Origin of the sequence: Cytobacillus sp. FSL R7-0696, from assembly GCF_038006865.1 — a bacterium.
In the GTDB taxonomy this organism is placed as follows: Bacteria; Bacillota; Bacilli; order Bacillales; family Cytobacillaceae; genus Cytobacillus; species Cytobacillus kochii.
Genome location: NZ_JBBOWA010000001.1, coordinates 1,638,402 through 1,657,197, shown reverse-complemented (window position 1 = coordinate 1,657,197; position 18,796 = coordinate 1,638,402). Strand labels below are relative to the sequence as shown.

Here is an 18,796-nt window from a genome sequence, read left to right as displayed (position 1 = left end):
GGTTTAGGTAGAAATAATCGTTTCTTTGGAAATAAACATTAAAAAAGTGATATCCTTTTAGTAGAAGTAATAGTTTAACATAAGGGAAGAATGTTATGTTTTATGCAAAGGTAAAAGCATTTTTATCACAAAAGGGCATTGAATTGGAAAATAAGCGTGTGGGAATTGCTGTCTCAGGAGGGCCAGACTCATTAAGCTTACTTCACTTTATGCAGCAATTAAGTAAACAAGAGTGTTTTCAATTAGTAGTAATCCATGTGGATCATATGTTTAGGGGCGAAGAATCTTATGAAGACGCTAAGTTTGTAGAGCGCTATTGTCAGAAGTCAGGTATTCCTTTTCATATGCAACGAATTGATGTTTCTGCACATATGAAGGAAACGGGGAAAAGCTCGCAAATTGCTGCAAGGGACTGTCGCTATCGTTTCTTTGAGCAAGTGATGCAAAGAGAAGCGCTTGATTACATTGCATTAGGTCATCATGGTGATGATCAAATTGAAACAATGTTAATGAGAATGACTAGAGGGAGTAGTGGACTTGCTAGAGCGGGTATGCCAGTTATACGACCTTTTAGTAGAGGGGCGATTATACGGCCGTTCCTTTGCTTAAGTCGAAAAGAAATTGATTCCTATGTAGAGACTCATCATTTAGAACCTAGAATAGATCCTAGCAATGTAAAAGAAATCTATAGCAGAAATCGTTTTAGGAAAAATATCTTGCCTTTTTTAAAAAGGGAAAATCCTCAAGTGCATCACCATTTCCAACGCCTTAGTGAGGATTTGAGCGAAGATGAGGTATTTATGCAGGAATTAGCAGAAGCACAATTGAATAGTGTAACAGAGAGGAAAAGTGCTAGTGAAATTCTTCTTTATATTGACAGATTTACAGATGTCGCAAAACCTTTACAAAGAAGAGTGATTCAACTAATATTAAATTATCTATATCAGGAAAGGCCATCTTCTTTATCCGCTACACATATTGAAAATGTTTTTTCCTTAATTACTCATCCTCATCCGTCTGGAACCTTACATTTCCCAAATGGTTTAACCGTTGTACGTTCATATGATTGTTGTTTCTTATCCACTAGTAAAAAAACAACCGTACAGCCGTATTTATTTCAAATACAAGAGCCAGGAAACTTTGTTATTCCTGAAGTAGGCGAGATCAGCATGCATTATGTCGATCACCCATTACAGGAATATCAACAAATGGATTATTTTTTGGTTAAAGCGGATATTGCCTTACCATTAACGATTCGTACAAGGAAAAATGGAGATAGGATGAAGTTAAAAGGAATAAATGGTAGCAAAAAGTTAAAGGATATCTTTATCGATCAGAAAATCCCGCGGCAAAAACGGGATTTATGGCCAGTTGTTACGGATGCAAGTGGTAACATTATATGGCTACCAGGATTAAAAAAGTCTGATCAAGCAGCTGAATATTCACCTGATACAAGCTATATTTTTCTGAAATACATAAAGCAATGATCTTCTAGGGGGCGCAGGAATAAGATGCGAAACGAAATTGAAAAAATCTTAATTACTGAAGAAGAGCTTCAGCAAAAAGTGAGAGAGTTAGGCGGCTTATTAACAGAGGAGTATGATGGACGTTTTCCTCTTGTAATAGGTGTCTTAAAAGGCGCAATGCCATTTATGAGCGATCTAATTAAACGAATTGATACCCATCTTGAAATGGATTTCATGGATGTATCCAGTTATGGGAATTCCATGGTCTCTTCAGGAGAGGTAAAGATTTTGAAAGATCTTGATACTTCTGTTGAGGGACGTGATGTCCTCATCATAGAAGATATCATTGATAGTGGATTAACATTGAGCTATTTAGTAGAGTTATTCCGTTATCGTAAAGCGAAATCGATAAAAATTGTTACTCTGCTTGATAAACCAACTGGTAGAAAAGCAGCAATTAAAGCGGATATCGTAGGATTTAATGTACCAGATGAGTTTGTCGTAGGATATGGATTAGATTATGCTGAGAAATACCGAAACTTACCATATATTGGTATCTTAAAACCTGAGGTGTATAGCAATAATAATTAAGTGAAAAGCGATGTGTGAAATACTTTACAAAACCCAGTCTGACCAAGTGTAATTCCTTGTATATGCACAATTTTGTATGATACGATACTATGTAGTTTGTTTACCGTGGGAGGAGGTAAGGGATGAATCGGATTTTCCGTAACACCATCTTTTATTTATTAATATTTTTAGTCATTATAGGGGTTGTCAGTTTCTTTAATGGCAATAACGAACCGACAGAGGCAATGACTTATGACCAATTTGTTGAGAATTTAGAGTCTGGTCAAGTTGAAAGCCTTAGTTTACAGCCTGTAAGGGGCGTTTATGAAGTACGTGGTCAATTAGAAGGCTATGAAGAAGGTAAATATTTTATCACATATATTGCTAATAGCGACTCCGTGATAGACCGAGTGGAAGAGTTAGCAAGTGATTCCAAATTAGAGATCCTACCAGCAGAAGAAGCAAATGGCTGGGTAACGTTCTTTACAACGATGATTCCATTCATCATCATTTTCATTTTATTCTTCTTCTTATTGAACCAAGCTCAAGGCGGCGGTGGCCGTGTAATGAACTTCGGTAAAAGTAAGGCAAAGTTATATGATGAAAGCAAAAAGAAGGTCCGTTTTAAAGATGTAGCAGGTGCGGACGAAGAGAAGCAAGAATTAGTGGAAGTTGTTGAATTCTTGAAAGACCCACGAAAATTCTCAGAACTTGGTGCGAGAATTCCTAAAGGTGTTCTATTAGTGGGACCTCCAGGTACTGGTAAAACGTTATTAGCGAGAGCAGCTGCTGGAGAAGCAGGCGTACCTTTCTTCTCTATTAGTGGTTCTGACTTTGTTGAGATGTTTGTCGGTGTTGGTGCTTCTCGTGTACGTGACTTATTCGAGAATGCGAAGAAAAACGCACCATGTATTATATTTATTGATGAGATTGATGCGGTTGGTCGTCAGCGTGGCGCCGGTGTCGGTGGTGGGCATGATGAACGTGAACAAACACTTAACCAATTGCTTGTAGAAATGGATGGCTTCGGTGCAAATGAAGGAATTATTATCATTGCTGCAACAAACCGTCCAGATATCCTTGACCCTGCGTTATTACGTCCAGGTCGTTTTGACCGTCAAATTACAGTTGATCGTCCGGATGTAACAGGTCGTGAAGCGGTATTAAAAGTTCATGCAAAAAATAAACCGTTAGATGAATCGGTAAACTTAAAAACGATTGCTCAACGTACACCAGGCTTCTCTGGTGCAGACCTTGAAAACTTATTGAATGAAGCAGCACTTGTTGCCGCTCGTCAGAATAAGAAGAAGGTGGATATGACCGATGTGGATGAAGCGACTGACCGTGTAATTGCAGGGCCTTCTAAGAAGAGTCGTGTTATATCTGAAAAAGAAAGAAATATTGTGGCTTTCCATGAGGCAGGTCATACTGTAATCGGCTTAATCTTAGATGAAGCTGATATGGTTCATAAAGTAACAATTGTACCTCGTGGGCAAGCAGGCGGATATGCTGTTATGCTGCCGAGAGAAGATCGTTACTTCCAAACGAAGCCAGAATTACTTGATAAGATTGTTGGTTTACTTGGAGGACGTGTAGCAGAGGAAATCGTGTTTGGTGAGGTTTCTACTGGTGCCCATAATGACTTCCAACGTGCAACAGGTATTGCACGCCGAATGGTAACTGAATTTGGTATGAGTGACAAACTTGGACCTCTACAATTTGGTCAATCACAAGGTGGTCAAGTATTCTTAGGTAGAGATTTCAATAACGAGCGTAATTACTCAGATGCGATTGCATATGAGATTGATCTAGAAATTCAAAGCATGATTAAAGAATGTTACCAACGCTGTAAGCAAATCCTTACAGAGAACCGTGACAAACTAGATATCATTGCAAAAACACTTTTAGAAGTGGAAACGCTAGATGCGGAGCAAATTAAACATCTATCTGATCATGGTACACTACCTGAACGCCCAGCTTCTAAAACAAGTGAAACAATAGAAGATTCAAATATTAAAGTAAATATTCGAAAAGATGACGATCGTAAAGATAATGAAGGTGAAATCACTGAAACAAGGGAAAAACAATCCCCTGCTGAAGAAGAAGAGCCTCCAGCAATTGATGAAGATCGTAAATCTTAATCAATAAAGAAAAAGCGCCTCACTATTGAGGGGCTTTTTCTTTTTTCTGTCTATAATGTGGGGGTTGAACCGTATAACAGAAAATTTCTTCGTGCAATAAGAGGAAACTTATCAAAGGTAGTGGAGCAAAATGGATTTGCACGTGCAACAAGAAGAAATTCATCAAAGGTAGCGTAGAAGCAAAATGGATTTGAAAAGTGTAACAAGAGGAAATTTATCAAAGATAGCAGAACAAAAGTTGTTATACGGGATCAGGTTTATACAATTATACAACCACCTATGGTTAATTATTAACGGAGCAAGAACTACATAACTTGACCGATTTTATTTCTTTTTAATGAAGTAAGAGGACAGCTACCATTAATTAAAGGAAATTATTTAGTAAGTTGTCCTATTAAATAGAAATGATGAATCTTCATTGATTCGAAAAGCCATTGATCATTCAGCGTTTAGACAATAGGGTTGCAGTTTTATAATTTGGATAATCTGAACAGAGGTGTGATATGATGTTCTCAGTATTAAAGTGTAATTATTTTATGGTAAGTGTGGTGAGGATGCTTGATCTTTGTTTTTGATGTAGGGAATTCAAATATGATGATGGGTGTTTATCAACGAGATGAGTTAAAGTATCATTGGCGAATAGAGACTGATCGTCATAAGACAGAGGACGAATATGCAATGATTGTGAAATCGTTGTTTGAGCATGAGCAATTATCTTTTGCTGATATAGATGGTATTATTATTTCCTCCGTTGTTCCTCCGATTATGTTTGCTTTGGAGCGAATGTGCGAAAAATACTTTCATATCAAACCATTAGTTGTGGGTCCAGGGGTCAAAACAGGTTTGAATATTAAGTATGATAATCCAAAAGAAGTGGGAGCCGACAGAATTGTTAATGCGGTGGCAGGTATTCATGAATATGGCGGGCCGCTCGTAATTGTTGATTTTGGCACAGCAACTACGTATTGTTATATTAATGAGCATAAACAGTATATGGGTGGTGCGATTGCACCTGGTATTGGTATCTCTACTGAAGCGCTATACTCTAGAGCAGCGAAATTACCGCGAATAGAAATTGTCAGGCCTGATGGGATTATTGGAAAGAATACCGTCTCAGCTATGCAATCAGGCATTCTCTTTGGCTATGTTGGCCAAGTAGAGGGAATTGTAAGTAGAATGAAGTTACAAGCAAAAGAGGAACCGCTTGTTATAGGTACAGGTGGGTTGGCCTCATTGATTGCAAAGGAATCAAAGGTTATAGATATCATTGATCCATTTTTAACCTTAAAAGGTTTACAGCTTATTTATAAACGAAATATGGACACGATAAAAAAGTAGAAATAACGTCTGTATTCGTCATGGAAGGAGTATTAAAATGAGTGATTATTTAGTAAAAGCTTTAGCTTATGAAGGACAAGTGAGGGCATTTGCCGTTCGTTCAACAGAAACAGTAGGAGAAGCGCAAAGAAGGCATCATACATGGCCAGTTGCTTCAGCAGCACTCGGGAGAGCAATGTCCGCTGGTGTAATGATGGGGGCGATGGTAAAGGGAGAAGACAAAATCACTATTAAAATCGAAGGTAATGGCCCACTTGGTCCACTTCTAGTTGATAGTAATGCCAAAGGGGAAGTGCGTGGTTATGTGACTCATCCCCAAGTGCATTTTGAATCCAATGCACAGGGCAAACTTGATGTCCGTCGTGGGGTTGGAACAGAAGGTACTTTGACAGTGGTAAAGGATATTGGAATGAGAGAAAACTTTTCTGGGCAAGTACCGATTGTATCAGGTGAGCTTGGGGAAGATTTTACTTACTACTTTGTCACATCTGAACAAACACCTTCATCCGTTGGTGTGGGTGTATTAGTCAATGATGACAATAGTATATTAGCTGCAGGTGGTTTTATTATCCAGTTAATGCCTGGAACCGATGAAGAAACAATTGCAGCCATTGAAGAGAGGCTATCACATATTGAACCTGTTTCAACAATGATTGAAAAGGGGCTAACACCAGAAGAAATCTTACAAAGTGTTCTTGGTAAAGATCAAGTGAATTTCTTAGAAAAGATGGATGTTAGTTTTACTTGTACCTGTTCAAAAGAACGGTTTGGGAATGCGATTATTAGTTTAGGAAAAGAGGAAATTGCAGATATGATAGAGAAAGAAGGTAGTGCAGAGGCACAATGTCATTTCTGTAATGAAGCTTATCACTATAATAAAGAAGAACTTGAAGCATTTAAACAAGAAGCAAAATAAATGTGAGAGCTTGGGCGTATCTTGATTCTTAAGAGCAATAGGGAATAGAAGGTGCACCTAAGCCTTTTTTTATACAGAAATATATGCAAAGTAGTAGGGGGAGGAGCTTTGAAAAGACAACATTTATGGTTAATCATACTAATACTCATTGTGATTAACTTTATGAGCGTTGCTTATTTTCTTGGGAAGAGCGAACCGAGTCAATCTGAAGTTGTGGCACAGATTGGAAAAGATGAAATTACAAGGCAAGATTGGTTAAATGAAATGGAGGGTCGCTACGGGAAAGAAGTGTTAGACGAAATGATTGATGGGAAGGTCATCGAGGCTGCTGGAGATAAATACGATGTTGAAATAGATAAAGAAGAGATTGACCGTGAAATCAAAATGTTAAAATCAGCGTATGGCACGTCTGCCGCTGCTTTATCAATCAATGAAGACCAATGGAGAAAGCAAATTAAAGATAGTTTAATGCTTGAGGAGCTTTTAACAAAAGAAGTAAGTATTTCTGAGGAAAAGCTGCAACAATACTTCGAAGATAACCAAGCTCAATATGAAATTAAGGATACATATCATCTATCACAAATTGTACTGGCAACTAAAGAAGAAGCAGAACAAACAGTGAAAGAATTAGACAATGGCTCAAGCTTTACAGCTATGGCGTTGGAAAAATCAACAGATACTTTAACAGCTGCCCAGGGTGGCGACCTTGGTTATGTGACAGTTGATGACGAAAAATATGAAACCATCATTAAAGCGGCGCAAGATTTAAAAGCCGGAGAATGGTCTGACCCAGTAAAAACCGCTGAGGGGTATGCTATAGTTCTGTTACAAGAGTTTGTTGAGGGAGAAACCTATTCCTTTAAGGATGTTAAATCCCAAATACGGAGACAAATGGCTTTAGAGCAAATGGATCTTCCTGTTTCTACTGAACCTTTTAAGGATGAAGTGGATATCGAAACTTTTTATGATGGGGCTATGTAGTTTTTTGTTATTTATAGGTATCATATAGCATAAGCTAACATGAATCGTTCGGGTATAAAGTTTTAAATTTTCTAATAATTAAAGGGCTTTATGCCTGCATATTCGTTGACAATTGGTTGTGTGATTGATAAATTTAAATAAAACCAATAATAATACTCGGAATAAGGAGTGGAGAAGATGGTACGTATTGCAAATTCAATTACTGAACTCATTGGACAAACACCAATAGTGAAGCTTAATCGTATTGTAGAAGATGGAAGTGCGGATATTTATTTAAAGTTGGAGTATATGAATCCTGGGAGCAGTGTAAAAGATCGTATTGCCAATGCAATGATAGAAGCCGCTGAAAAAAGTGGTGATTTAAAAGAAGGCGATACAATTATTGAACCAACTAGTGGGAATACCGGTATTGGTCTGGCTATGGTTGCTGCAGCAAAAGGATATCAAACGATTTTAGTGATGCCTGAGACCATGAGTATGGAGAGAAGAAATCTTCTTCGTGCATATGGAGCAGAATTAGTGTTAACGCCGGGACCAGATGGTATGGGTGGTGCAATAAGAAAGTCGCAAGAATTAGCGAAAGAGCATGGATACTTCATGCCACAACAATTCGAAAACTTATCAAATCCTGAAGTACATCGCGAGACAACAGGAAAAGAGATTGTTGAGCAAATGGGCGATCAATTAGATGCATTTATTGCTGGTATTGGTACAGGTGGCACGATTACAGGTGCTGGTCAAGTACTGAAGGAACAATACAAGGATATTAAGATTTATGCAGTTGAGCCTGCTGATTCTCCTGTTCTTTCAGGTGGAAAGCCAGGACCGCATAAGATTCAAGGTATTGGCGCAGGATTTGTACCTGAGATATTAGATACGAAGGTATATGATGAAATTATCGCTGTTGCCAATGAAGATGCGTTTGCTCAAGCCCGTCGAGCGGCTAAAGAGGAAGGGATTCTAGGTGGTATCTCTTCAGGTGCAGCTATTCACGCGGCTTTAAAGGTAGCCAAAGAGCTTGGAGAAGGCAAAAAAGTATTGGCGATTATTCCAAGTAATGGAGAGCGTTACTTAAGTACACCACTTTATCAATTTGATTAAAACGATCAAGAGAACGGCAGTGATGAGCACTGCTGTTTTTTTATTCAAAAATGAAGGCTGGCACCATCGTACTTGGTGACTAGCCTTCATTTTTGATTAACAATTATTACAATGAGAAAATGACTAGTAATTTGTAAGCAATTCGGTATGATGAGTATGAGGTGAGATTCAATGAAAAAGATGATACATACAAAAAAGTTAAGCTATTCGAAGGAATGGTTTTTTCCATTATACAAAAAGATAGCTAAGGACTATGATATACATATTTTATTAGAGAGCGGTAGAAGTGGCCGTTATAGTATGGCTGGCTTTTGTCCAGTCGTTGAGTTTACAGGGAAAGATAATAAGTTATACATAAAAACAAGTGAAGGGGTGCAAGTGGCACATGGCAACCCATTACATGAAATGAAAAAGTGGTTAAAGCAATATGAAATCGAAGAGCCTTTAGGGAGTTTACCAGATTTTCATGGAGGTGTATTGGGATTTGTAAGTTATGATTACGGTCGTTATATTGAAAACCTACCAGACATGACTGAAGATGATTTGGAAATGCCAGATACGCACTTCTTCTTGTTTGAGGAATGGTTCGTTTTTGATCATGATACAGAAGAATTATGGTTGATATTTGCCCATGATGAAGAAGACGATGTCACCTCGAGGGAAACAGCATGGGTGAATCGATGGACTGAGGAAGTAGAACAAGGAGAGGTACAATTAGCTGGAGAAAAGGAACCTACTTTAAAAGACGTTTCCATCAGTGAAGAAACGTTTGTTCGAGCAGTGGAAAAGGTACAATCATATATTGCGAGTGGTGATGTGTTCCAAGTCAATCTTTCTGTAAGAGGAAGTCAAAAGTTGAACGTTCCTCCCATCGAAGTGTATAGTCACTTACGTGAACTGAATCCATCTCCTTATATGGGTTATTTAAACACCCCTGATTACCAGCTTGTCAGTGGGTCGCCAGAATTACTAGTAAAGAAAAAAGGCGATGAAGTGAGTACAAGGCCAATTGCGGGTACTCGTTCACGTGGTAAGGATGAAAGAGAGGATCTTAAATTAGCCAATGAATTGATTGAAAATGAAAAGGAACGGGCTGAGCATGTCATGCTTGTTGATTTAGAACGGAATGACTTAGGACGTGTGTGCCAATATGGAACGGTTGAGGTCAATGAGTTTATGGTGATTGAAAAATACTCCCACGTCATGCATATTGTGTCGAATGTAAGGGGGCAAATAGCTAACGGTAGAGATGGGTACGATTTAATCGATGCCTCATTTCCAGGCGGCACAATTACAGGTGCACCGAAAATTAGAACGATGGAAATAATTGATGAATTAGAACCAGTAAGAAGAGGTATCTATACAGGGTCACTTGGTTGGATCGGCTTTAATGGCGATTTAGAGTTGAATATTATGATTCGAACAATGCTAGTCAAAGAGGGAGTGGCATATGTACAAGCAGGAGCGGGAATCGTTATTGATTCTGAAGCTCATTTAGAATATAAAGAATCGTTAAAGAAGGCCAAGGCGCTATGGCGTGCAAAAGAGTTAGCTGAAGAGAAGGGGGATTGGAAAAAGTGATATTAATGATTGATAACTTTGATTCTTTTACGTTTAATTTGGTGCAATATTTAGGGGAATTAGGTGCAGATGTGTTAATTAAGCGTAATGATGAAATCACAATCGCTGATATTGAAGCACTTTCCCCCTCGTGCTTAATGATTTCACCAGGACCCTGTAGTCCGGATGAAGCGGGTATTAGCTTAGCGGCGATAGAAGCTTTTGCCGGGAAACTCCCTATCTTCGGTGTATGTTTAGGGCATCAATCAATTGCACAAGTATTTGGAGGCAAGGTGGTCCGAGCAGATAGATTGATGCATGGGAAAACTTCACCTGTTTTTCATAACCAACAAACAATCTATAGGGGAATTGAAGTGCCGTTTTTAGCTACACGCTATCATTCTTTAATTGTGGACAGAGAGACCCTTCCAGATTGCTTCGAAGTCTCTTCGTGGACGGAGGAAGGTGAAATTATGGGTATTAAACATCGACTGTTACCAATAGAAGGCGTGCAATTTCACCCTGAATCCATTATGACTTCAGCAGGAAAAGATTTGCTCTTAAACTTCCTCAATCAGCATGGCCTCATTCAACAAGGGGGCAAACACGTTGTATATTAGTGTCAATGGCAAGCTTGTGCGAAAAGAAGAAGCGAGTATTTCTCCATTTGATCATGGGTATTTATATGGTTTAGGCTTATTTGAAACCTTTCGTATATACAATGGACACCCGTTTTTATTGGATGACCATTTAGCGCGGTTGAAACAAGGGTTAGATGCTGTTTGTATTCGTAGTCCATTTAACGGGCGAGAAGAGTTACAATCTCGTTTAGCTGACTTATTAGAAAGGAATCAGTTAAGAAATGCTAGAATAAGAGTAAATGTTTCTGCGGGAATAGGCGAAGTAGGTCTAAGTGCTGACCATTATGTAGACCCTACCGTTATTATTTTTGCCAATGAATTACCTGAAGCCCCCCTACCGGTTGAAAAAAATGGAAAAATCCTTTCTATTAGAAGAAATACACCAGAAGGGGCTGAGCGTTTAAAATCACACCACTTTTTAAACAATATTTTAGCCAAACAGGAATTAGGTGCAGATGATACGTTAGAGGGAATTTTTTTAACAAAGGATGGTTTTTTGGCTGAAGGCATTTCTTCCAATGTTTTTTGGACTAAAGGAAATGTATTATACACACCAGCGATTGATACAGGTATTTTAAACGGTATTACGAGGCAATTTATTATAAAGATAGCTAAAAAGTTAAGGTTGGAGATTGAAGAAGGTGTGTTCCACCGTGCTGAAATCGTTGATGCAGATGAGGTGTTTATTACTAACTCTATACAGGAAATTGTTCCACTTAAAACAATGGAAGGTCGAAAGCTCCCTGGTCTAAATGGAGCGATAGTAACCTTGTTGCAGGGGGTATATAAACAACAAAGAGAGAATTTATGGAGTAGAGATTCATTTTAGGAGGAATAGCATGGCAAATAGTGTATTACAGTGTGGTTCTTATACCTTAGACTATAGTAGGAAGACATTAATTATGGGCATACTTAATATCACGCCTGATTCTTTTTCTGATGGTGGTAAATATAACCAATTAGAGGGTGTGGTAGAGAGAGCGAAGGAATTAGTGGAGGCTGGAGCAGATATTATTGATATTGGTGGCGAATCTACGAGGCCAGGATATGAAGAGATTTCTGTTGAGGAAGAAATTGCACGAGTTGTTCCCGCTATAGAAGCGATTGTAAAGGAAGTTCGAATTCCTCTTTCTATTGATACTTATAAAGCGGAAGTGGCGAAGCACGCCCTAGAAGCAGGTGCACACATTATTAATGATATATGGGGTGCGAAGAGAGATAAAGAAATGGCATCATTAGCCGCTGAAAAAGATGTCCCCATTATCTTAATGCATAATAGAGATAATGAAAACTATGATTCATTCTTTAGAGATTGTATGAATGACTTATATGAGAGTATCGCGATTGCTAAGGCAGCGGGGGTTAGGGATGACAATATCATCTTAGATCCAGGTATAGGATTTGCGAAAAGCCATGAAGATAACATAGAAATGATGCGTCATCTTGATCAGCTTGTGGCATTTGGTTATCCAGTATTGTTAGGTACATCAAAGAAACGAATGATTGCCAATGTGCTGAACCTACCTGTTGATGAAAGAATGGAAGGGACAGGAGCGACAGTCTGCTATGGTATTCAAAAGGGCTGTCAGATTATGCGTGTACATGATGTAAAGGAAATAAGCCGTATGGCTAAAATGATGGATGCGCTTATTGGGAAGGATGTTAATCTTGGATAAAATCTATTTAAATCGCATGGCGTTTTATGGATATCACGGGGTATATACTGAAGAGAATCGCCTAGGGCAACGTTTTTATGTGGATTTAACAATTGAGTTAGATTTAAGTGAAGCGGGGAAAAGTGATGACTTAAATCACACGATAAATTATGCAGATCTATATGAGTTGTGTAAGACAATAGTAGAGGGAAAACCATTCAAGTTAGTAGAGGCACTAACAGAGAAAATTGCCTCAGAAGCATTAGCCACCTTTAAACAAATATCTCAAATAACTGTAAAAGTAGTGAAGCCGGATCCCCCTATTCCGGGTCATTATGATTCTGTAGCAATAGAAATGACAAGGAGTAGGAAATAGTGACAAATATAGCTTTTATCGGCTTGGGTTCAAACATGCCAGATCGAGACGTAAACTTATATGAAGCAATTAGCGAGCTAGCAAAGAGTGAAGATATAGAAATAGTAAATTATTCCTCCATATATGAGACGGACCCTGTTGGGTTTGAAGACCAAGCTCAATTTTTGAACATGGTTATACAAGTTAGTACGACATTATCTTCTTCGCAACTATTAAAAGCTTTATTAAGAGTTGAGCAAGATCTTGGTAGAAAAAGGGTTATTCGTTGGGGGCCAAGAAATATAGACCTTGACATTTTACTGTATAATCAAGAAAATATTGAGACAGAGACGTTAATCGTTCCACACCCACGTATGCATGAGAGAGCTTTCGTGCTCATTCCACTTCTAGAGATTCAACCAACCATTTGCTTACCGGATGAGGAACAGCCTTTACATGAGAAATTAGAGGCGATCCCAGACAAAAAAGGAGTTCGGATATGGAAGCGGAAAAATGGGGGAGACGTATTCGCGCTTTTCGAAAGCTCAAAGGATACACCCAAGAAGGTTTTGCGAAAAAGTTAGGTATATCAGTTTCTATCATTGGTGAGATTGAAAGAGGTAATCGTATGCCTACGGAACAGTTACTAGAAAAAATTACAACATTACTACATGTGACAATGGAGGATTTAGCTCCACCTGAAGAGCAGGAAATCCATAAATAGAAGGAGGTCTCTCGGATATGTTTCAAATTGGTGATGTTAACATCAAGAACCGAGTGGTCCTTGCACCGATGGCTGGTGTGTGTAACTCTGCATTCCGATTAACAGTAAAAGAATTCGGAGCAGGACTTGTATGTGCCGAAATGGTCAGCGATAAGGGCATTATTTTAAAAAATGAAAGAACAATGAATATGCTGTATATAGATGAGCGTGAAAAGCCGTTAAGTCTACAAATTTTCGGCGGGGAAAAAGAAACCTTGGTTGAGGCAGCGAAATTTGTTGACCAAAATACTAATGCAGATATTATCGATATTAATATGGGATGCCCTGTGCCGAAAATCACCAAATGTGATGCGGGTGCCAAATGGCTTTTAGACCCAAATAAAATCTACGAAATGGTTTCAGCGGTTGTGTCGGAGGTAGAAAAGCCTGTAACAGTCAAAATGCGTATGGGTTGGGATGAAGACCATATATATGCCGTGAAAAACGCCCAAGCAGTAGAACGTGCTGGAGGTAAAGCGGTCTCGTTGCACGGTCGTACGAGAGTGCAAATGTATGAAGGTACAGCTAACTGGGACATCATTCGAGAAGTAAAACAAAACATTCAAATCCCTTTAATCGGTAATGGAGATGTACAGACTCCCCAAGATGCCCAAAGAATGTTAGATGAAACAGGTGTCGATGGGGTAATGATTGGACGTGCAGCTTTAGGGAACCCGTGGATGATCTATCGGACTGTCAAATATCTAGAAACCGAAGAGCTAATGGGAGAACCGTCCGTTCGTGAGAAAATGGATGTCTGTACATTGCATATGGATCGATTGATTGAATTGAAAAATGAACATATTGCTGTGCGGGAAATGCGTAAACATGCGGCTTGGTATTTAAAAGGAATCAAAGGAAATGCAAAAGCTCGTGCAGCTATCAATGAATGTAATACTAGAGAAGATGTTGTAAACGTCCTTTCTGAGTTAGTAGTGGAAATGGAAGAAAAAGAAAGACAAGCTTCAAAAGCAGTCTAATTAACTACAACTAGTGGCAATTAACGTTTAATAGCGGGTTTGACATCATTTTTATATTTAACTATAATATTTCTGTGAAACAATGAACGACTGCCAGTCACTTGCTGGCAGTTTTTATTCTATTTCTTTACTTAATAGATGTCTGTCGTTGTTGTATTGTGTACAATAATAGAGATATAAAATACTAAATCTTCGTAAACCGCCCTTAGGCGTCTACATAAAAGATTTAAGATGGAGATGGTATCTGTGAGTCAAAATCATGAAGAATTAAATGACCAATTAGTGGTTAGACGTGAAAAGATGAACAGTCTTCGTGAACAAGGCGTAGATCCTTTCGGAAAAAGATTTGATCGCACACATCAATCACAGCAATTGGTTGAGGAATACTCTCAATTTGAAAAAGAAGAATTAGAGGAAAAAGAAATCCCTGTAACCATTGCAGGTAGAATTATGACAAAACGCGGTAAAGGTAAAGCGGGTTTTGCTCATATTCAAGATTTGTCTGGACAAATCCAATTATACGTTCGTAAGGATGCTGTTGGTGAAGAAGCATATGAAGTTTTTACATCTGCTGATTTAGGTGATATTGTCGGTGTTTCGGGTGTTCTTTTCAAAACAAAAGTAGGGGAACTTTCTGTTAAAGCAAAACAATTTGAATTATTAACAAAAGCCCTACGCCCTTTACCTGATAAATTCCATGGTTTAAAAGACGTGGAGCAAAGATATCGCCAGCGTTACCTAGATTTGATTATGAGTGAAGAAAGTAAACATACCTTCATTACTCGTAGCCGTATAATACAATCTATGAGACGTTATTTAGATGATCAAGGTTATCTTGAAGTAGAAACACCAATGATGCATGCTATTGCTGGTGGGGCTTCAGCGAAACCTTTTATTACTCATCATAATGCGTTGGATATGGAATTATATATGCGTATTGCCATTGAACTACACTTAAAACGCCTGATTGTTGGTGGGATGGAGAAAGTGTATGAAATCGGCCGTGTATTCCGTAATGAGGGAGTGTCTACAAGACATAATCCTGAGTTTACGATGATTGAACTATATGAGGCTTATGCTGATTATCGTGATATTATGAGCTTGACAGAGAACCTTATTGCACATATTGCAAAAGAAGTTCTAGGTTCAACCACTGTTCAGTATGGTGAATATGAAATTAATCTGAAACCAGAGTGGAAAAGACTTCATATGGTAGATGCGGTTAAAGAATATACTGGTGTAGACTTCTGGAAAGAAACATCAGTTGATGAAGCACGTGCGCTTGCAAAAGAGCATGGTGTGGAAATTACCGAGCATATGCAATATGGTCACATCGTCAATGAATTCTTTGAACAAAAAGTAGAAGAGAAGTTAATTCAACCTACCTTTATTTTCGGACACCCGGTAGAAATCTCTCCACTTGCGAAAAAGAATGAAAACGATCCACGTTTTACTGACCGTTTTGAGTTATTTATCGTCGCTAGAGAACACGCTAATGCATTCACAGAACTTAATGATCCAATTGATCAAAAAGAACGCTTTGAAGCGCAGTTAAAAGAGCGTGAGCAAGGAAACGATGAAGCACATATGATGGATAACGACTTTATTGAAGCGTTAGAATACGGAATGCCACCAACTGGTGGACTAGGTATTGGTGTAGACCGTTTAGTTATGTTACTAACAAACGCAGCTTCTATTAGAGATGTGTTATTGTTCCCGCATATGCGTCAGAAATAAATATTAATGGATGAAAAAGCCAGTTGAAGTTCACAAAAGTAAACTTCAGCTGGCTTTAATTGTATTTAAATAAATGAAACGGTGTACTATGATTAGTAAAACTTGATAATTTATTAGAAGCAATCCTGAATTCGTTTCTAATTTTGTAGTTATGTTACTTTAACCTTTACTACTTCATTTTGACTGTTTGCTAATCGCCATGGGTTTATTAATTGTGTTTCTTACTTTTCAAATTGAATTGTTAGAGAAGGAGAGTGAGGAAAAAGTGGGTGCATCAGTATTACATCCATTACCAAACAATTGAGATTCGAGTCTTTTTTCACTATACGTAGGGCTGGCCGTCGTTCGTTCTAGAATATAGGTGGTTTTTGACGGAGCGGTGTTAAGAGCAAAAACAGAAAGGTTTAAGTGCTATTTGCTGTTTGCGTTTCTACTTGAATGTAGATTATGTGACGAGTAAAAGTACAAAGGTATATTTTCCTGTAAGGATTCTACATAGAAGATAAAAGAGAAATTAAAGTAATAGTACAATAGAGAAAACTATTAAAAGATTAGTTGGGAAGTTGAAATTATACATTTGAAGTTTGTTTTCAAAAAAGAAGTTTCTTGATAAAAACTTTAAAAATTATATTGCAAACACTTTTTAATCGTGATATAGTAGTTTTTGTTCCCAAGAGAGAGCAAGTTTACTCAACTAATCATCAAAAATTATTTTTAAAAAGTAGTTGACATGATGTTGGTGGAATGGTAAGATTATAAAGTCGCTTCTGAGGCGAACGAGATTGTTCTTTGAAAACTGAACGAACGTAAAACGTCAAGCGTAATTCTAAAAAAGCTGATTTATCAGCAACAAAGCACCACAGGTGCAAACGAGCTAATCAAACACTTTATTGGAGAGTTTGATCCTGGCTCAGGACGAACGCTGGCGGCGTGCCTAATACATGCAAGTCGAGCGAATCTGAGGGAGCTTGCTCCCAAAGATTAGCGGCGGACGGGTGAGTAACACGTGGGCAACCTGCCTGTAAGACTGGGATAACTCCGGGAAACCGGGGCTAATACCGGATAATATCTATTTATACATATAATTAGATTGAAAGATGGTTCTGCTATCACTTACAGATGGGCCCGCGGCGCATTAGCTAGTTGGTGAGGTAACGGCTCACCAAGGCGACGATGCGTAGCCGACCTGAGAGGGTGATCGGCCACACTGGGACTGAGACACGGCCCAGACTCCTACGGGAGGCAGCAGTAGGGAATCTTCCGCAATGGACGAAAGTCTGACGGAGCAACGCCGCGTGAGTGATGAAGGTTTTCGGATCGTAAAACTCTGTTGTTAGGGAAGAACAAGTATCGGAGTAACTGCCGGTACCTTGACGGTACCTAACCAGAAAGCCACGGCTAACTACGTGCCAGCAGCCGCGGTAATACGTAGGTGGCAAGCGTTGTCCGGAATTATTGGGCGTAAAGCGCGCGCAGGCGGTTCCTTAAGTCTGATGTGAAAGCCCACGGCTCAACCGTGGAGGGTCATTGGAAACTGGGGAACTTGAGTGCAGAAGAGGAAAGTGGAATTCCAAGTGTAGCGGTGAAATGCGTAGAGATTTGGAGGAACACCAGTGGCGAAGGCGACTTTCTGGTCTGTAACTGACGCTGAGGCGCGAAAGCGTGGGGAGCAAACAGGATTAGATACCCTGGTAGTCCACGCCGTAAACGATGAGTGCTAAGTGTTAGAGGGTTTCCGCCCTTTAGTGCTGCAGCAAACGCATTAAGCACTCCGCCTGGGGAGTACGACCGCAAGGTTGAAACTCAAAGGAATTGACGGGGGCCCGCACAAGCGGTGGAGCATGTGGTTTAATTCGAAGCAACGCGAAGAACCTTACCAGGTCTTGACATCCTCTGACAATCCTAGAGATAGGACTTTCCCCTTCGGGGGACAGAGTGACAGGTGGTGCATGGTTGTCGTCAGCTCGTGTCGTGAGATGTTGGGTTAAGTCCCGCAACGAGCGCAACCCTTGATCTTAGTTGCCAGCATTCAGTTGGGCACTCTAAGGTGACTGCCGGTGACAAACCGGAGGAAGGTGGGGATGACGTCAAATCATCATGCCCCTTATGACCTGGGCTACACACGTGCTACAATGGATGGTACAAAGGGCTGCAAGACCGCGAGGTTTAGCCAATCCCATAAAACCATTCTCAGTTCGGATTGTAGGCTGCAACTCGCCTACATGAAGCCGGAATCGCTAGTAATCGCGGATCAGCATGCCGCGGTGAATACGTTCCCGGGCCTTGTACACACCGCCCGTCACACCACGAGAGTTTGTAACACCCGAAGTCGGTGGGGTAACCTTTTGGAGCCAGCCGCCTAAGGTGGGACAGATGATTGGGGTGAAGTCGTAACAAGGTAGCCGTATCGGAAGGTGCGGCTGGATCACCTCCTTTCTAAGGAATATACGGAATTAACTTGATGTTAGACTGTTCGTTCAGTTTTGAGAGTATAATCTCTCAATTCAATCGTTCTTTGAAAACTAGATAATGTAATGAAGAAGATTACCGAGTAATCGCCACCTTAGTTATTTTCTCTCTATATAATAGTAA

General features: G+C 39.4%; 16 protein-coding genes and 1 rRNA gene. All 17 read left to right on the top strand.

Annotation, left to right across the window (positions count from 1 at the left end; all coding sequences use genetic code 11):
- Positions 1-95 precede the first annotated feature (95 nt).
- Positions 96-1,487, top strand: a complete 1,392-nt coding sequence (gene tilS, locus MKX29_RS08755; protein WP_341105085.1) for a tRNA lysidine(34) synthetase TilS — start codon at positions 96-98, stop codon at positions 1,485-1,487.
- Positions 1,488-1,511: 24 nt separating this feature from the next.
- Positions 1,512-2,057: a hypoxanthine phosphoribosyltransferase gene (gene hpt / locus MKX29_RS08750; RefSeq protein WP_095371268.1), complete on the top strand. Its 546-nt coding sequence runs from the start codon at positions 1,512-1,514 to the stop codon at positions 2,055-2,057.
- Between the two features lie 122 nt (positions 2,058-2,179).
- Complete coding sequence (gene ftsH / locus MKX29_RS08745; RefSeq protein ID WP_095371267.1) at positions 2,180-4,177, top strand: ATP-dependent zinc metalloprotease FtsH; 1,998 nt, start codon at positions 2,180-2,182, stop codon at positions 4,175-4,177.
- A 558-nt stretch (positions 4,178-4,735) separates the two neighbouring features.
- A complete protein-coding gene (locus MKX29_RS08740; protein ID WP_095371266.1) occupies positions 4,736-5,515 on the top strand; it encodes a type III pantothenate kinase in 780 nt (259 codons plus the stop codon).
- Positions 5,516-5,552: 37 nt separating this feature from the next.
- On the top strand, positions 5,553-6,431 hold the full coding sequence (gene hslO / locus MKX29_RS08735) for an Hsp33 family molecular chaperone HslO (protein WP_095371265.1): 879 nt from the start codon (positions 5,553-5,555) through the stop codon (positions 6,429-6,431).
- 108 nt (positions 6,432-6,539) lie between these two features.
- Complete coding sequence (locus tag MKX29_RS08730; protein ID WP_251163608.1) at positions 6,540-7,412, top strand: peptidyl-prolyl cis-trans isomerase; 873 nt, start codon at positions 6,540-6,542, stop codon at positions 7,410-7,412.
- A gap of 177 nt (positions 7,413-7,589) precedes the next feature.
- Complete coding sequence (gene cysK, locus MKX29_RS08725; RefSeq protein ID WP_341105083.1) at positions 7,590-8,513, top strand: cysteine synthase A; 924 nt, start codon at positions 7,590-7,592, stop codon at positions 8,511-8,513.
- Positions 8,514-8,684: 171 nt separating this feature from the next.
- A complete protein-coding gene (locus tag MKX29_RS08720) occupies positions 8,685-10,094 on the top strand; it encodes an anthranilate synthase component I family protein (protein WP_281203194.1) in 1,410 nt (469 codons plus the stop codon).
- Positions 10,091-10,693 (top strand): aminodeoxychorismate/anthranilate synthase component II, encoded by a 603-nt coding sequence (gene pabA / locus MKX29_RS08715; RefSeq protein ID WP_341108236.1) that lies wholly within the window; start codon positions 10,091-10,093, stop codon positions 10,691-10,693. Before MKX29_RS08720 ends, pabA begins: the two co-directional genes overlap by 4 nt.
- Positions 10,683-11,543, top strand: a complete 861-nt coding sequence (gene pabC, locus MKX29_RS08710) for an aminodeoxychorismate lyase (RefSeq protein WP_341105081.1) — start codon at positions 10,683-10,685, stop codon at positions 11,541-11,543. The genes pabA and pabC overlap by 11 nt, the downstream gene beginning before the upstream one ends.
- Before the next feature lie 10 nt (positions 11,544-11,553).
- The gene (folP, locus tag MKX29_RS08705; protein WP_341105079.1) at positions 11,554-12,390 is read left to right on the top strand and encodes a dihydropteroate synthase; all 837 of its coding nucleotides are present in this window, start codon (positions 11,554-11,556) and stop codon (positions 12,388-12,390) included.
- On the top strand, positions 12,374-12,745 hold the full coding sequence (folB, locus tag MKX29_RS08700) for a dihydroneopterin aldolase (protein WP_425389333.1): 372 nt from the start codon (positions 12,374-12,376) through the stop codon (positions 12,743-12,745). Before folP ends, folB begins: the two co-directional genes overlap by 17 nt.
- Positions 12,745-13,308 (top strand): 2-amino-4-hydroxy-6-hydroxymethyldihydropteridine diphosphokinase, encoded by a 564-nt coding sequence (gene folK, locus MKX29_RS08695; protein WP_224939144.1) that lies wholly within the window; start codon positions 12,745-12,747, stop codon positions 13,306-13,308. Before folB ends, folK begins: the two co-directional genes overlap by 1 nt.
- Positions 13,224-13,448 (top strand): helix-turn-helix domain-containing protein, encoded by a 225-nt coding sequence (locus MKX29_RS08690; protein ID WP_095371256.1) that lies wholly within the window; start codon positions 13,224-13,226, stop codon positions 13,446-13,448. Before folK ends, MKX29_RS08690 begins: the two co-directional genes overlap by 85 nt.
- A gap of 17 nt (positions 13,449-13,465) precedes the next feature.
- A complete protein-coding gene (gene dusB, locus MKX29_RS08685; protein WP_341105075.1) occupies positions 13,466-14,467 on the top strand; it encodes a tRNA dihydrouridine synthase DusB in 1,002 nt (333 codons plus the stop codon).
- Between the two features lie 237 nt (positions 14,468-14,704).
- Complete coding sequence (gene lysS / locus MKX29_RS08680; RefSeq protein ID WP_444507431.1) at positions 14,705-16,204, top strand: lysine--tRNA ligase; 1,500 nt, start codon at positions 14,705-14,707, stop codon at positions 16,202-16,204.
- An 887-nt stretch (positions 16,205-17,091) separates the two neighbouring features.
- Positions 17,092-18,640: ribosomal RNA gene (locus tag MKX29_RS08675) — 16S ribosomal RNA — on the top strand.
- Positions 18,641-18,796: the final 156 nt, after the last annotated feature.

Bases quoted from the DNA above. Each gene is read 5' to 3' on its own strand.
- tilS (WP_341105085.1), top strand. From the start codon at position 96: ATGTTTTATGCAAAGGTAAAAGCATTTTTATCACAAAAGGGCATTGAA.
- hpt (WP_095371268.1), top strand. From the start codon at position 1,512: ATGCGAAACGAAATTGAAAAAATCTTAATTACTGAAGAAGAGCTTCAG.
- ftsH (WP_095371267.1), top strand. From the start codon at position 2,180: ATGAATCGGATTTTCCGTAACACCATCTTTTATTTATTAATATTTTTA.
- hslO (WP_095371265.1), top strand. From the start codon at position 5,553: ATGAGTGATTATTTAGTAAAAGCTTTAGCTTATGAAGGACAAGTGAGG.
- cysK (WP_341105083.1), top strand. From the start codon at position 7,590: ATGGTACGTATTGCAAATTCAATTACTGAACTCATTGGACAAACACCA.
- MKX29_RS08720 (WP_281203194.1), top strand. From the start codon at position 8,685: ATGAAAAAGATGATACATACAAAAAAGTTAAGCTATTCGAAGGAATGG.
- folP (WP_341105079.1), top strand. From the start codon at position 11,554: ATGGCAAATAGTGTATTACAGTGTGGTTCTTATACCTTAGACTATAGT.
- folB (WP_425389333.1), top strand. From the start codon at position 12,374: ATGTTAATCTTGGATAAAATCTATTTAAATCGCATGGCGTTTTATGGA.
- MKX29_RS08690 (WP_095371256.1), top strand. From the start codon at position 13,224: ATGGAAGCGGAAAAATGGGGGAGACGTATTCGCGCTTTTCGAAAGCTC.
- dusB (WP_341105075.1), top strand. From the start codon at position 13,466: ATGTTTCAAATTGGTGATGTTAACATCAAGAACCGAGTGGTCCTTGCA.
- lysS (WP_444507431.1), top strand. From the start codon at position 14,705: ATGGTATCTGTGAGTCAAAATCATGAAGAATTAAATGACCAATTAGTG.